Source organism: Mycobacterium sherrisii (assembly GCF_002102355.1).
GTDB classification, from domain to species: Bacteria; Actinomycetota; Actinomycetes; order Mycobacteriales; family Mycobacteriaceae; genus Mycobacterium; species Mycobacterium sherrisii.
In genome coordinates this window covers 31,963-45,663 of sequence record NZ_LQPT01000094.1, presented here as the reverse complement: position 1 = coordinate 45,663, position 13,701 = coordinate 31,963, and the positions used below count along the sequence as shown (strand labels likewise).

General features: G+C 67.0%; 9 protein-coding genes and 3 pseudogenes. 5 read left to right on the top strand and 7 right to left on the bottom strand.

Features of this window, described 5'->3' with window-relative positions; genetic code table 11:
• Positions 1 to 103: 103 nt before the first annotated feature.
• Positions 104 to 472: a nuclear transport factor 2 family protein gene (locus tag AWC25_RS19645; RefSeq protein WP_069402436.1), complete on the bottom strand. Its 369-nt coding sequence runs from the start codon at positions 470 to 472 to the stop codon at positions 104 to 106.
• Between the two features lie 74 nt (positions 473 to 546).
• Between AWC25_RS19645 and AWC25_RS19640 the strand changes: the two genes are divergently transcribed.
• Positions 547 to 1,017, top strand: coding sequence for an SRPBCC family protein (locus tag AWC25_RS19640; protein ID WP_069402435.1), 471 nt, complete (start codon positions 547 to 549; stop codon positions 1,015 to 1,017).
• Positions 1,018 to 1,039: 22 nt separating this feature from the next.
• Here the strand turns inward: AWC25_RS19640 and AWC25_RS19635 are convergent, their stop codons facing one another.
• The 6 genes and pseudogenes from AWC25_RS19635 to AWC25_RS19610 form a co-directional block, all read right to left on the bottom strand.
• The gene (locus AWC25_RS19635; protein WP_069402434.1) at positions 1,040 to 2,200 is read right to left on the bottom strand and encodes an NDMA-dependent alcohol dehydrogenase; all 1,161 of its coding nucleotides are present in this window, start codon (positions 2,198 to 2,200) and stop codon (positions 1,040 to 1,042) included.
• Positions 2,201 to 2,230: 30 nt separating this feature from the next.
• Positions 2,231 to 3,703 (bottom strand): annotated as a pseudogene (locus AWC25_RS19630) (AMP-binding protein).
• Positions 3,700 to 4,482, bottom strand: a complete 783-nt coding sequence (locus AWC25_RS19625; RefSeq protein ID WP_084229521.1) for an SDR family NAD(P)-dependent oxidoreductase — start codon at positions 4,480 to 4,482, stop codon at positions 3,700 to 3,702. Before AWC25_RS19625 ends, AWC25_RS19630 begins: the two are co-directional and overlap by 4 nt.
• Entirely contained in the window at positions 4,475 to 6,085 is a 1,611-nt protein-coding gene (locus tag AWC25_RS19620) for an AMP-binding protein (RefSeq protein WP_069402432.1), read from the bottom strand. Before AWC25_RS19620 ends, AWC25_RS19625 begins: the two co-directional genes overlap by 8 nt.
• Positions 6,086 to 6,107: 22 nt before the next feature.
• The gene (locus tag AWC25_RS19615; RefSeq protein WP_069402431.1) at positions 6,108 to 6,848 is read right to left on the bottom strand and encodes a GntR family transcriptional regulator; all 741 of its coding nucleotides are present in this window, start codon (positions 6,846 to 6,848) and stop codon (positions 6,108 to 6,110) included.
• On the bottom strand, positions 6,848 to 8,470 hold the full coding sequence (locus AWC25_RS19610; protein WP_372513569.1) for an SMP-30/gluconolactonase/LRE family protein: 1,623 nt from the start codon (positions 8,468 to 8,470) through the stop codon (positions 6,848 to 6,850). Before AWC25_RS19610 ends, AWC25_RS19615 begins: the two co-directional genes overlap by 1 nt.
• A 189-nt stretch (positions 8,471 to 8,659) precedes the next feature.
• Here AWC25_RS19610 and AWC25_RS19605 point away from each other — a divergent pair.
• The 4 genes and pseudogenes from AWC25_RS19605 (at position 8,660) to AWC25_RS19590 (ending at position 13,696) form a co-directional block, all read left to right on the top strand.
• A pseudogene (locus AWC25_RS19605) lies at positions 8,660 to 9,522 on the top strand (SDR family NAD(P)-dependent oxidoreductase).
• Positions 9,522 to 10,899, top strand: a pseudogene (locus tag AWC25_RS19600) (aromatic ring-hydroxylating oxygenase subunit alpha). Before AWC25_RS19605 ends, AWC25_RS19600 begins: the two co-directional pseudogenes overlap by 1 nt.
• A complete protein-coding gene (locus AWC25_RS19595; protein ID WP_069402430.1) occupies positions 10,896 to 12,749 on the top strand; it encodes a flavin-containing monooxygenase in 1,854 nt (617 codons plus the stop codon). Before AWC25_RS19600 ends, AWC25_RS19595 begins: the two are co-directional and overlap by 4 nt.
• On the top strand, positions 12,746 to 13,696 hold the full coding sequence (locus tag AWC25_RS19590; RefSeq protein WP_069402429.1) for an SDR family NAD(P)-dependent oxidoreductase: 951 nt from the start codon (positions 12,746 to 12,748) through the stop codon (positions 13,694 to 13,696). Before AWC25_RS19595 ends, AWC25_RS19590 begins: the two co-directional genes overlap by 4 nt.
• The last annotated feature ends 5 nt before the right edge of the window (positions 13,697 to 13,701 follow it).

Sequence of the window (13,701 nt, the reverse complement as noted above, 5' to 3'; positions counted from 1 at the left end):
CGCGCAATGGTGGTGGTACCAACCCTTCCAACCCCAACCACCACCCAACTAAACCACAACACCCAAACCCATTGGGAAACCCGGGCATTGGATACCCAACCCGCTATTCGGTGGCCGGTCGTTGCTTGAAAAACACGCTCACTCGAGCGATCAGGCCGTCGGCGTCTTGCTCGAAAAGGATGCATTCGGGCCAGGTGGTCGCGAGGTCGTCGATCTCGAATGTCTCGGACAGCTCCGCGTACGACACCCGGGAGTCCACGTGCGAGACCCGCTGCACGTCGAGGCGGTGTCCCTTGAGGCTGGTGCACACCTTGCGCAGGTAGGCGACGTAGTGCGCCTTGCCCTCGACGACGTCGCAAAACGGCCCCTCGCGGGTCAGGCCCTCCTCGGCGATGGTGTCGGCCAGCCCGTCCCAATCATGAGCGGCCAGGCATTCCAGGTAGCGCTCGACCACTTCATGTTGCGTGCCCACTAACTTCTCCGCTTCTCCGCTCGCTCGTGGGTCCACGGTAAGCGGGAGGTCGCCGCCAGGCTAGGTTCTGTGCTATGAGCCTCTGGACGGCGCACTCCGAACACGCGCTCTCAGAAGAAGTGCCCGCCCCGCCGGAGGCGGTGCGCGACTTCTACGTAAATCTGGACAACATCAGACTCGTGCACCCGCTGATCGTCTCGGTCGAGGCGCTCGAGCGCAGCGAAACGCCGGACGGCTACCGGCAGAGCTACCGCGTCGTCGATCGAATTCCGCTGGGACCCTTCACCAAGGAGATCACCTACCACGCGTGCGTGCATGTCCGCCGTACCGGAGACGTGCTCACCGAGGCCGATCAATCGCCCGGCGTTCGCCTGCGCGGAATGGTGAGCTTCGAACCGATCCGGGATCCCGTCACCGGCACGCGGATCACCGAGCGAATCCGGATATCGGCACCCCGGCCGCTGGCCCGGGTGACCAGGCGCGAGGGGGTCAAGGCGCACCTCGCGATGTTGGCCGGAATCCGCCGCCACTTCGAATCCGCTTGAGCTGCCGCGAATTTGGGGACGGTCAGCAGCCCGCGAAATCGATCACGCCGCGAATGTTGCGGCCCTCCCGCAGATCTGTCATCGCCTCGTTGATCTGGTCGAGCCGATAGTGGCGGGTGACCAGTTCGTCGAGCTTCACCGCGCCGGCCTGGTACAGCGACAACAGCATCGGCACGCTGGTCCGGGGATTCATCCCGCCGTACAACGCTCCCCGCGGTTGCTTGGCCGACAGCGTCATCTCCTGCAGCACCAACGGCACCGGCGGCTCGGTGAACGGGGTGATGCCGGTGAGCACGCAGACCCCACCCTTGCGCAGCAGAGTCAGCGCCAACGGCAGCAAGTCGACACGCACCACGCCGGGGCAGACCACCACGCGATCTGCCATCAGGCCCGCGGTGATCTCCTTGACCAGCGGGATCGCATCGAGCGCCGAGGCAGCGGAGTGGGTGGCACCGAAGATCTTGGCCGAATCCCGCTTGGCATCAACAGGATCCACCGCGACGACGTACTTCGCGCCGACGGCTCGGGCCCCCTGCATGGCATTCATTCCCACGCCCCCGGCACCGATGACGACGACGGTGTCGCCCGGTTCGGTACCCGCCGAGATCGTCGCGGAACCCCACCCCGTGCTGACCCCGCACGACACCAGGGAAGCGGCGCGGAACGGGATCGCGTCGTCGATCTTGATGACCGACCTCTCCGAGAGGACCGCGTATTCGGCGAACGTGCCGAGCTGCCCGTAAGCCAACAGGTCTTCGTCGCCCAGGTGCCGGCGGCAGGTTCCGTCGGTGGGCATTTCCCGCACGAACAGGCTGGCGCCGATGTCACAGATGTAGCTCTGCCCGTTCACGCAGAAACGGCAACTGCCGCAGGCCGGGATGAACGAGAGCGCCACATGGTCACCCGGCCGCACCGACGTCACGCCCGGCCCGACCTCTTCGACGACACCGGCGCCCTCGTGACCGCCCAGCAACGGGAACCAGTCCGGAGCCGGCTGGCCGCTTGCGTCGACGGCCTCGGGAGTGGGCACCACGTCGCCGGTGAACAGGTGGTCGTCGGAATGGCAGATTCCGGCGACGGCCATCCGCACCATCACCTCACCGGCGTGGGGTGGGTCCAGTTCGATCTCCCGGATCTCCCAATCCTGGCCGACTCCGCGGATGACAGCGGCGCGACATTTCATTTGCGACCTCCCTTTCGTGGCGGACCGGGCTCAGTGCGCCAGGCGCGCCCGCAGCTCGCGCTTGAGGACCTTGCCGTAGCTGTTTTTCGGTAGCTCGTCGACGAATTCATAACGCTTGGGCCGTTTGAACCGTACGATGCGTCGCAACAGGTGCGCGTCCAGGACTGCCGGCTCGACCGCGCCGACGATGAACGCCACCACCACCTCGCCCCACTCCGGGTCGGCGGCGCCGACCACGCACGCCTCCGCGACGGCCGGGTGCTCGAGCAGCGCCTCCTCCACCTCCCGGGGATAGATGTTGCTCCCACCGCTGATGACCACGTCCTTCGACCGATCCCGCAGGGTGAGAAATCCGCGGGCGTCGATCGAACCCAGGTCCCCGGTGTAGAGCCAGCCATCCTTGAGGGCGGCGGCGGTCGCGTCCGCATTCCGCCAATACCCCGACATGACCGCGTCGCCGCGGCAGACGATTTCGCCGATTTCGCCGACGGGCGCGCGGTCGCCGTCGGCGCGCAGCACCGCGACCTCCATCCCGGACCGGGCATAGCCGACCGACCCCAGGATCGCCTCGTCGTCGGTTTCGTGATCAATGCGGCGCAGTCCGGTGATGGTCATCGGCGATTCGCCCTGCCCGTAAATCTGGGCGAAGATCGGCCCGAACGCCGCGATCGCCTTGCGCAGGCTTTCCACGTACATCGAGCCGCCGCCGTAGACGATCGTCCGGAGATTGGCCGGCCGGGCGCGGCTCGTGGCCACCAGCCGTTGCACCATCGTCGGGGCCAGGAATGCGCCGGCGCCGGGGTGCTGCTCGCACAGATCGAGAAACTCGTCGGGATCGAAGCTGCCGGACTCGGGCACCACCGGGCGCGCGCCGCGCAGCACGTACGGCAGCACGTACAGACCGGAGCCGTGTGACATCGGCGCGGCGTGCAGCAGGCTGCAGCACTCGTCCGTGGTGTCGATGTCGGCCAGGTGCGCCACCGTCATCGCCGTGAGGTTGCGGTGCGACAACATCGCACCCTTTGACCGGCCCGTGGTTCCGCTGGTGTAGAAAAGCCAGGCCAACGTGCTGGGCTCGGTGTGCGGCGGCACCACCGGCGGGGCGGTGAGCCGACGCGAATACTCTTCGGAGGCAATGATTTCCAGCGGCGTCGTGGTGATCGAGGCGAGCTGGGCGCCGAGAGAGGACGAGGCGAACACCTCCGCGGCGCCCGCATCGTCGAGGATCTGCACCATCTCGCGCGGATGCAGCTTGTAGTTGATCGGGACGACCACGCACTCGGCGGCTCAGACCGCGAACATCAACTCGACGATTTCGGGACGATTGTGCGTGGTGATCGCGATGCGGGCACTCGCACCGTGCCGCTGCCGGATCGACCCGGCCAGCCGTAAGGCTCGGTCGCGCAACTGAACCCAACTGCACACCCGGTGCTGTCCGTAGTACACGGCGCCGCGATCGGGGAAGCGGCGCGCGGCCTGATCGAGCATCGCAAACAGATTCATCGCTGGATCCACTGTGCCGCCAAGGCGGACTCCGACAAATACTTGGTCGAGCTCCAGCCGCCGTCGACGACGATCGTTTGGCCGTTGATGAAACTTCCGCCTGGGGAGCACAGGAAGGCGACCGTGCTGGCGATGTCGTCGATCCGGCCGAGCCGCTGGTGCGGCGTCATCTCCGTGTTGATCTTGCGGAATTGCTCGTCCTGCAGGCGCCGCTGCACCATCGGCGTCACCGTCACGCCGGGCGCAACCGCGTTGCAGCGGATTCCGGACGCACCGTACTGGCAGGCGATGTGTGTGGTGAGCGCGGTGAGTCCGCCCTTGGCCGCGGAGTAGGCGCCGCCGCGCAGGCCGCCCACGACTGCGAAGGTCGACGTGACGTTGATGATGGCCGAGCCCGGTGCCATGTGCGGCAGCGCCTCGCGCGCCAGTCGAAACGGGGCCCGCAGCATCAAATCCAGGAAATAGTCTAGGGTTTCGTCGTCGGTTTCGTGTAGTGGTTTGGGGCTGCCCACCCCGGCGTTGTTGATCAGGAAGTCGATGCGGCCCCACCGGTCGACCGCGACGTCTACGATGCGGCGGGGCGCGTCGTCGTCGGTCAGATCGACCGCAAGGGTCTCGATGCGGTCCGGCGTGCCGACCGCCTCCTGCAGAGCGGCCAGCCGGTCCCGGTCGCGGCCGGTGCCGACGACCGCCATGCCCAGCTCTGCGAGCTTGGTGGCGCACCCCCAACCGATGCCGCTGCTTGCTCCGGTGACGATCGCGACTTGCATCTCAGCCATCCTTAGCCTCCGCCCGGATCAACGACTCCCGGATCCGACGCTTGAGAACCTTGCCGGCATCGTTTTTCGGCAGGGCATCCCAGAGCACAACCTGTTCCGGCGCCTTGAATTTGGCGACACCCTTGCTCACCAGCAGCTTCAGCAGGCTCGCGACGTCCGGTCGCGCCGCACCGCTGGGCACGATCACCGCGCACGCCCGTTCCCCGGTCCGGTCATCGGGCAGTCCGACGATGGCGATCTCGGCGATGTCGGGATGGTCGGCCAGCAGGTCCTCGACCTCCTTGGCCGAGATGTTCTCACCGCTGCGGATGATCACGTCCTTGACGCGGCCGGTGACGACGAGATACTGGCCGTCCCTCCAGCGTCCGAGGTCGCCGGTGCGGAAAAACCCTGCGGCGTCGAAGGACTCGGCGTTGTCCTCGGGACGGCGGTAGCCCGCGAACATCTGCGGTCCGCGCACACAGATCTCGGCGTCACCGGCGGGTGCGGCATCGTGCGCGACGAGCTCGATCTCGGCGATGCCGGGCCGCCCATCGGTGTCGGCGGCCCGGTCCGCTTCGTCAGGCCGTGGTGCGCCGACGGTGGTGACGGGCACTTCCGTGCAGCCGTACACCCGGGTGACGACCGCCCGGTCGAAATACCGTGCGGCCTGGCGGATCAGCGACGGCGGTACGGATGCGCCGCCGCAGACGAACACCTTCAGGTGGGGCAGCCGGGTGCCGGCGCGTTCGGCGGCGGACAACAGTTGCTGCAGAAAAACAGTGGCGCCGGCCATGTGGGTACAGCGTTCGGCGTCCATCAGCGCGACCGCCTCGGCCGCATCCCATCGGTCCATCAGCACCGCGGTGCTGCCCAGCAGCAGCGGGCATTCGAACGCGTAGATCGACCCCCCGATATGGGCGATCGGCGACGGCACCAGGAAGGTGTCGCCGGGGGTCACCATCCAGTGACCGCGGATCTGAAAAATCAGCGCATGCAGCGAATTATGGCTGTGCAGCACGCCTTTGGGACGACCGGCGGTGCCGGAGGTGTAGAGAATCATCCGTACCGCGTCGGGATCCAGCGCCGGCAGGGCCGGGACGCCCGGCGGCCGTTCGAGCAATTGCCGGAACGGTAGGTGCCGACCGGCGTCGCCGCGCAGCACCACCACGGCCGGGGCCGGTTTCATCGTGGCGGTCACGCGGTCGAGCATCGCCGCATAGTCATGCCCGCCGTAACTGTGCGGGACGAAAATGATGGCGCTGGCGGCATCTTCGAGAATGAACCGCAGGTCGTGCTCGCGCAGCGACGGCAGGATCGGGTTGACCACCATCCCGGCCAGGGTGGCCGCGAGATAGATGACGGCGGCCTCGTGCCAGTTCGGCAGCATGAACGAAACCACGCTGCCCGCCGGCAGCCGCGACACCAGGTCGCTGGCCAGTGCGGTGGCTTGGGCATATAACGTGGCACAATCGAGCCGAATATTCCTATCTACCAATACGATTCGCTCAGGCGACCGTTCCGCGGCCGTGCGCAGCGAATCGGCCAGGGTGGTGTGCACCCACAATCCGCGGCGATACGCCTCCGCCGCCTGCGCCGGGTCCCGCGGGGGCGAGACGCTCACGTCGACCTCATCCTGGGCGGCCTTACCCGGTCACCCGGCGCATCGTCATGGCGTAGCGGAATCTCGACGACAGGTGGGTGTTGATCGTCACCTGGGCCACCTCGCCATCGGAGGTGGTGTAGGTGCGCCGCATCTGCAGGGCGGCGGTACCGGCCGCCGCCCCGAGCCCGTCGGCCAGCTCGGGGGAGAGCACGACGGCGGCGATTTCCTGGTGCAGCGCAGCGATGCTCACACCGAACAGGTCCTCGATCAACGGAAAAATAGGTCCGGCGTGGCGTTGCAGCAGCCGGCCGACCGCGGCGAAACTCCGGCTGATGTAGTACTCGGTTCGACAGATTGGCACCGTCGTCCCGTCGGCCTGCCGGTAGCCGCGCACCGAGAGCCATTGGCTGCCGGCCTCGAGGCCGGTCCGGGCGGCCAGGTCGTCGTCGATGGTCACCATCGCGTTGGACTCGATCGTCAGCTGCGCGCCGGCCGCGAACGCGAGTAGATCGTCGATCGACATCGCGTCCTGGGCATAGGAACTCGAGGCAGGCCGAGGCACCACCCGGGTGCCCGCGCGCGGCCGGGACGCGATCAGGTTGTCCTCGCGCAGCCGCCGTAGCGCTTCGCGAATGGTGTAGCGGCTCACCGCGAACCGCTCGCACAGCTGGTGTTCGGTCGGCAGCTGCGAACCCACCGGGTACACGCCGTCGACGATCTCCCTACGCAGCGTGCGCGCGATCTGCAGATAGCGGTGGTCGGCCGCGATCGCCTGGGCCATCAGTCGGCCCCGGTCCGGCGTAGTGCCAGCACGCTGCCGTCGCCGTCGGCCGAGATGTAAAGCGTCCCGTCGGCCGCTGCGGCGATGCCGGCGAACGGGCCCTGCGGCCCGGAGAACGGAGGCATGCCGCGCAACGGTTTCGGCGTCACACCGGGTGGGGCGCCGATCGGCAACCCGGACGCGATCGATTGCCGGGTGCGGCCGGTCGGATCGAACGCGACCACCTCCTTGGCGCCCGCGTCGACGACGTAGAGGACACCGTCGTGAACCAGAATGCCCTGCGGTCGTTGCAGATCGTCGATCACGGTATCGATCGTGGCGCGATTCGCCCGGATCACCCGGCCCACAGCGGACTCCGCGATCAGGCATGACCCGTCGGTGTCGATCGTGACGCCGACGGGCTCCTGCAGATCGGCGGCCAGCACCGTGACGGCACCCGAGCGCAACGCCAGCACCCGGCCGGTGCCCAGCTCCGCAACGATTACTCCGCGGGGGCCGAGCGCGACACCGTAGAGCTGATCGAAACCGTCTGCCAGGAACTCGGTTTCGTTCGACGCCGGCCGGTAGCGGCCGACCTGGCCCCCGGAGGTGGTGACGACGAACTCGCCCGGGCCGGCCGCGGCCACGCCCCGCAGGAACCCCGGGTAACCGGGGCTGAACAGCATTCCCGCGGTGTGTAGCGAACCGTCGGGCAGCGCGGCATAGAAATAGGTGCCGTCGGCGATGTAGAGCAACCCGTCGTGGCCCACCGCCAGATCCAGCGGCCAGTTGAGTCCGCCCGCCAACACCGGTTGCGCGGTACCGTCCGGTGCTATCTCGGTGATCTCGCCGGTGAAGTTGGAGACGAACAGCCGATCTCCGACGAATGTGCAGTTGTCCAATCCCGGATTCAGCTGGGCGAGCACACGTTGTTCGCCGGTGCGCGGATTTATGCGCAGCACCTGCCCGCTGGCCACCTGCGTCGACACCAGGTAGCCGTCAGCGTCAAACTTGACCGAATCCGGGACGCCGAGATCCCGTGCCACGCAGTGCGGCTCGCCACCGTCGGGATCGATGCGCCAGATCTCGTTGGCGGTCATGACGGGGAAGTAGAGCAAACCGTCCGGGCCCACCTCCATCGCATTGGGTGAGGGCACGTTCTCCAACAGCACCCGCGCCTGCCCACCGGCCAGGTCGAATTCCAGCAGCCGTCCGCCGTCTCGACATTCACCGATGAACAGCCGATCCCGGTGGAAGGTGATGCCGTTGGCGCACGGCACGTCGGCGCGCAACACCCGCGTATGACCGCCGATGTCGCGCACGCTGACCCGGCCGTCCATCACCTCCGTGGCGTACAGGTTGCCGCGGGCATCGAAGGCGACGTCGTCGGGCGCGACGATATCGCCGCCCTTGGGGCTCGCGGTCACCAGCTCCCCGGTGCGGTGATCCAGCGCGCTGATCTGGCTGCCGGTCACCTGCGCGATGTAGATGCGACCATCGGGTCCGGTGCGCAGACCGTTGGCGCCGAACAGCCGGCTCGGCGCGGTGACGCGTTGCAACTCCCACCCGGCGGCGACGTCGATGGGCGCTGCCCCGGAATCCGCCGCGGCATAGCGCGACGGCAGCGTTGCGAAGGCCACCACTCGCCGGATCCTTCCGTCGGCCGTTTGGGCTGGACGCTATCAAAGTCCATGTAGTCCAGACAATAGTCGCGAAGCGTCGTCGCCCGACCTTGACGGCCAAGTCCACCGATCGGAATAGTGTTCTCCAAAGGACAGAACGCGATATTTGGTCCGGACGAATAACCTGGCTGAGGTAGGCGAACGGTTGTCATGAACGGTCACCCGGATCCTGGCGGTCTGCTCGGGCTGCACGGCCGCGTGGTCGTGGTCTCCGGCGCCGGCGGGGGCGGCATCGGCACGACTATTACCGCGATGGCCGCCCGGGCGGGTGCCACGGTGATCGCGGTGAGCCGGTCGAAGGCAAACCTCGACGAACACGTCGCCCCGCTGGCCCACCAGGGTCTGGCCGTGGTGCCCGTCGCGGCCGACGCGGCCACCGACGAGGGCATCGCCGCGGTGCTCGACCAGGCGCGCCGCGCCGACGGCAACCTGTACGGGCTGGTCAACGTCGCCGGTGGAGCCGAACCCTCGACATGGATGCCGTCCACCCGGGTGACGCGCGCCGACTGGCACAAGATTTTCGCCGACAACCTCGAAACGGCCTTCTTCATGAGCCAAGCCGTGGCGCGCGAACTCGTCGCGCAGCGACAGGCGGGTTCGATCGTGTCGATCTCCTCGATCAGCGGCATGAACACCGCACCGTTTCACGTCGCCTACGGGACGGCCAAAGCCGCGATCACGGCGATGACCCGCACCATGGCGCTTGAATTGGCGCTGGCGGGAATTCGTGTCAACGCCGTGGCGCCCGGTATCACCGCGACGGCGGCCTCACGCACCTACGTCGACGAGGACCCCGAACGCGATCGGCGGGCGATCGCGATGGGTCGGCGCGGCCGTCCCGAAGAGCAGGCGGCGCGATTCTGTTCCTGCTGTCGCAGCTGTCCAGTTACATCACCGGCCAGACGCTGCTCGTCGACGGCGGCCTGGACCTGAAGTGGAGCCATCTCGGCGCCGACAACACGTCGCTGTTCCTACATGACGAATCCTTCCGCGCGGCGATTAGGAGGATATGATGACTGACCTCGCCAAAGATGCTGCGACCGAGGAACTTTCGACGCCGATGACGATCGGCGTGGAGGCCTACCTCTCCGAGGACTACGCCCGCGCCGAGCGGGACAAGCTGTGGCGCAAGGTCTGGCAACAGGTCGGCCGGGTCGAAGAGCTGCCCGAGGTGGGCAGCTACCTGACCTACGACATCCTCGACGACTCGATCATCGTGGTGCGCACCGGCGCCAAAGAGTGTGCGGCCCACCACAACGTCTGCATGCACCGCGGCCGCCGGCTCATCGACATCCCCGCGGGCGCCAAGAATGCCTGCGGGCGGGCCCGCAAATCCTTCGTCTGCGGCTTTCACGGCTGGACCTACGGCCTGGACGGAGCCTGCACCCACATCTGCGAGCAGCAGGACTGGCAGGGCGCGCTCACGGCCGACAACACCCGCCTACGGCCGGTGCAGGTCGACACCTGGGGCGGTTGGTTGTGGATCAACATGGACCCCGACTGCGAGCCGCTGGCCGATTACCTCTTTCCCGCCGCGAAGATCCTGGACCCGTTCGGGTGTGAGAACATGCGCTACAAATGGCGCAAATGGCTTGAATTCGATTGCAATTGGAAGGTCGCACTGGAGGCGTTCAACGAGACCTACCACGTCTACACCACCCATCCGGAGTTCAACCAGTTCGGCGAGTTCAAGGGCTGGGCGAAAGCACAGGGCAGGCACAGCCACATCGGCTACGACGCACCCGAGGACCTGGAGGCAACCAAGTCCAAGATCCGCCTCGGCACCGGAGCCGACCCGCGGGTGTCGACCGCCCAGATGCAGGTGTACACGATGGAGGAGACCAATGCCACCACCACCCAGACGCTGGTGAACGCCGCCAAGCGGCTGGTCGACGAATTGCCCGAGGGCACACCGGCCGACAAGGTGCTCGAGCACTGGCTGGCATCGGCACGCCGCGACGACGAGGCCCGCGGCGTGATCTGGCCGACGATTCCACCCGACGTCCTGGGCCGGGCCGGCACCGCATGGCAGATCTTCCCCAACTTCCAGATCGGGCAGGGCCTGACCAGCGCGCTGTGCTACGGCGCGCGGCCACACCCCAGCTACAACCCGGACAAGTGCATCTTCGAGGTCTCGGTCTTCGAGCTGTACCCGAAAGGCGAAGAGCCGCAGACGCAGTGGGAGTACACCCCGGTCGGCGACCCCCGGTGGCGGTCGGTGTTACCGCAGGACTTCTCCAACATGGCGGCGGTGCAGCAGGGCATGAAATCGCTCGGCTTCGTGCGGCACCAAGCCCAATCCGTACCGCGAGCGCAGCACCGTCAACCTGCACTACCAGCTGTCGAAGTACATGGGTACCGGCGAACCGCAGGAGCTTTCCGGTAGATGACAATGTTCGAGAATTGCGGACCGCCCCAGACGCCCGATGATTTCGACATCGACGTGCTGCGTGCAAAGTACCCGCACGAGCGCGAAAAGCGCCTCCGCAGCGAAGGTTCCAAGCAATACATCGAACTCGAGGACGACTTCGCCGGTTATTACGAGGTCGATCCCTACACCCCGGTAACACCCCGCGAGCCGATCCGTGCGGACATCGACGTCGCGGTGCTCGGCGGCGGGTTCGCCGGCCTGCTGTCGGCGGCGCAGCTGAAGAAGGCGGGCGTCGACGACGTGCGGATCGTCGAGCTCGGTGGCGACTTCGGCGGGGTCTGGTATTGGAACCGCTATCCGGGCATCCAATGCGACAACGAATCGTATTGCTACATACCGCTGCTCGAAGAGCTCGGCTTCATGCCGTCGAAGAAGTTCGCCGACGGCGCCGAAATCTACCAGCACTGTCGCAACATCGGTAAACATTTCGGCCTGTACGACTCGGCCATCTTCTCCACCCAGGTGCGCGAACTGCGTTGGGATGAACAGCTCAAGCGCTGGCGAATCAGCACCAATCGCGACGACATCCGCGCGCGGTTCGTCGTGCTCGCCTCGGGCCCGTTCCACCGACCGAAGCTGCCCGGCATCCCCGGTATCAAAGCCTTTCGCGGACACAGCTTTCACTCGTCCCGGTGGGACTACGACTACACCGGGGGCGACGTCACCGGGGGCCTGCACAAGCTGGCCGACAAGCGCGTCGCGGTGGTCGGTACCGGTGCCACCGGGATCCAGATCGTTCCCTTCCTGGCCCGCGACGCCAAACATCTGTACGTGTTTCAGCGCACGCCGTCGACCGTGGACCAGCGCAACAACACCGCGACCGATCCGGAATGGGTCAAGACGCTGCGACCCGGCTGGCAACGGGAACGGCAGCGCAACTTCCACTCCTGGACGTTCGAGGGAATGGCGCTGGGGCAGCCGGACCTGGTGTGCGACTTCTGGACCGAGTTGGGACGCAACACCGCCGCACGGGTGCTGGCCCTCGACGATCCCGCGTCGATGACACCCGAGCAGTTCATGGCTATCCGAGAGGAAGAGGACTACAAGATCATGGAGCGGCTGCGCCGCCGCATCGACGCCCTGATCGACGACCCGGCGACCGCCGAGGCCCTCAAGCCGTACTACCGATTCCTGTGCAAGCGGCCCTGTTCCAATGACGACTACCTGCCGAGCTTCAACCGCCCGAACGTCACACTGGTCGACGTGTCGGCTAGCAAAGGCGTTGAGCGGGCCACCGAAAGAGGCTTGGTGGCCAACGGCGTCGAATACGAGCTGGACTGCATCATCTACGCCAGCGGCTTCGAAATCACCACCGAAATCAGCCGGCGGTACTCGATCGAGGCAATCCAGGGACGCGACGGAGTGTCGCTGTTCGACTATTGGCGCGACGGCTACCAGACCCTGCACGGGATGATCAGCCGCGGCTTCCCAAACCAGTTCTATACCGGATTCACCCAGGTCGGTATCTCGGCCAACATCGCCGCGAATTACGAACTGCAGGGCGAACACATCGCCTACGTCATCGCCGAAGCGCTGAAGCGGGGGGCGGTCACGGTGGAGCCCAGCCAAGCGGCACAAGAGCAGTGGTGCGCGACCATCCGGGAAACCGCGGTGGACAACTCGGCGTTCGACGCCCAGTGCACGCCGGGCTACTACAACAACGAAGGCGGCGGTATGGGTGCGGCGGCGGGAGAGGGCATCCGGTCGCACCTGGGGGAGCCCTACGGCCCAGGCTTTTACGCCTTCGAGGATTTGCTGCGGGGGTGGCGCGACAAGGGCGACCTGGAAGGGCTGGTGCTCGGCCGTTGAGTGAAACCGTGGCGCCGCCACTGCGATTCGACAACCGCGTTGCCGTGGTGACCGGTGCCGGTCGCGGACTGGGTCGCGCATATGCCCACCTGCTCACCGAACGCGGGGCGAAGGTGGTCGTCAACGACGTCGGCGGCGGCCTCGACGGGACCGGCGTCGACGCCGGCCCGGCGCAGCAGGTGGTCGGCGAGATCACCGCGGCCGGGGGCACCGCCGTCGCGTCCACTGCGACGGTGACGACCCGCGACGGGGCCCATGACATCGTCGCGACCGCGCTCGAGCACTTCGGCGGGATCGACGTCGTGATCCACAACGCCGGCAACGTACGCCACGCCTCGCTGAAGGAGATGAACGACGAGGACTTCGACGCCGTGCTCGACGTGCACCTGCGCGGCGCGTTCAACGTGGTGCGGCAGGCGTTCCCGCTGATGTGTTCGGCGGGTTACGGCCGCATCGTGCTGACCTCGTCGATCGGCGGGCTGTACGGGAACCACAACGTGGCCAATTACGCGGCCGCGAAGGCGGGCGTGATCGGGCTGGCCAACGTCGCGGCGCTGGAAGGGGCCGCCGAGGGGGTGCGCTGCAACGTGATCGTGCCCGCGGCCGTGACCCGCATGGCCGACGGCATCGACACCTCGTCCTACCCGCCGATGGGCCCGGAACTCGTTGCCCCCGTGGTGGGTTGGCTCGCTCATGAATCGTGCTCGGTCACCGGTGAACTGTTCATCGCGCTGGCGGGCCGGGTGGCCCGGGCCGTCATCGCCGAGAGCCCCGGCGTGTGCTGGCCGGCGTGGACCATCGAGGACGTCGGCAGCCATCTCGACGCCATCCGGTACGTCGACGCGCCGCTGATCTTTCCGGCCGTCCCGAACGGACACAACGAACACATCCGCTACAGCTTCGAGCTGGCGCACCGCTGCACGGACCAAGGAGCGCTCAATGGCTAGCCAGA

What these genes read in the sequence shown, in the direction of transcription:
- AWC25_RS19640 (WP_069402435.1), top strand. Translation starts at nt 547, where the DNA reads ATGAGCCTCTGGACGGCGCACTCCGAACACGCGCTCTCAGAAGAAGTG.
- AWC25_RS19635 (WP_069402434.1), bottom strand. Translation starts at nt 2,200, where the DNA reads ATGAAATGTCGCGCCGCTGTCATCCGCGGAGTCGGCCAGGATTGGGAG.
- AWC25_RS19625 (WP_084229521.1), bottom strand. Translation starts at nt 4,482, where the DNA reads ATGGCTGAGATGCAAGTCGCGATCGTCACCGGAGCAAGCAGCGGCATC.
- AWC25_RS19615 (WP_069402431.1), bottom strand. Translation starts at nt 6,848, where the DNA reads ATGGCCCAGGCGATCGCGGCCGACCACCGCTATCTGCAGATCGCGCGC.
- AWC25_RS19595 (WP_069402430.1), top strand. Translation starts at nt 10,896, where the DNA reads ATGACAATGTTCGAGAATTGCGGACCGCCCCAGACGCCCGATGATTTC.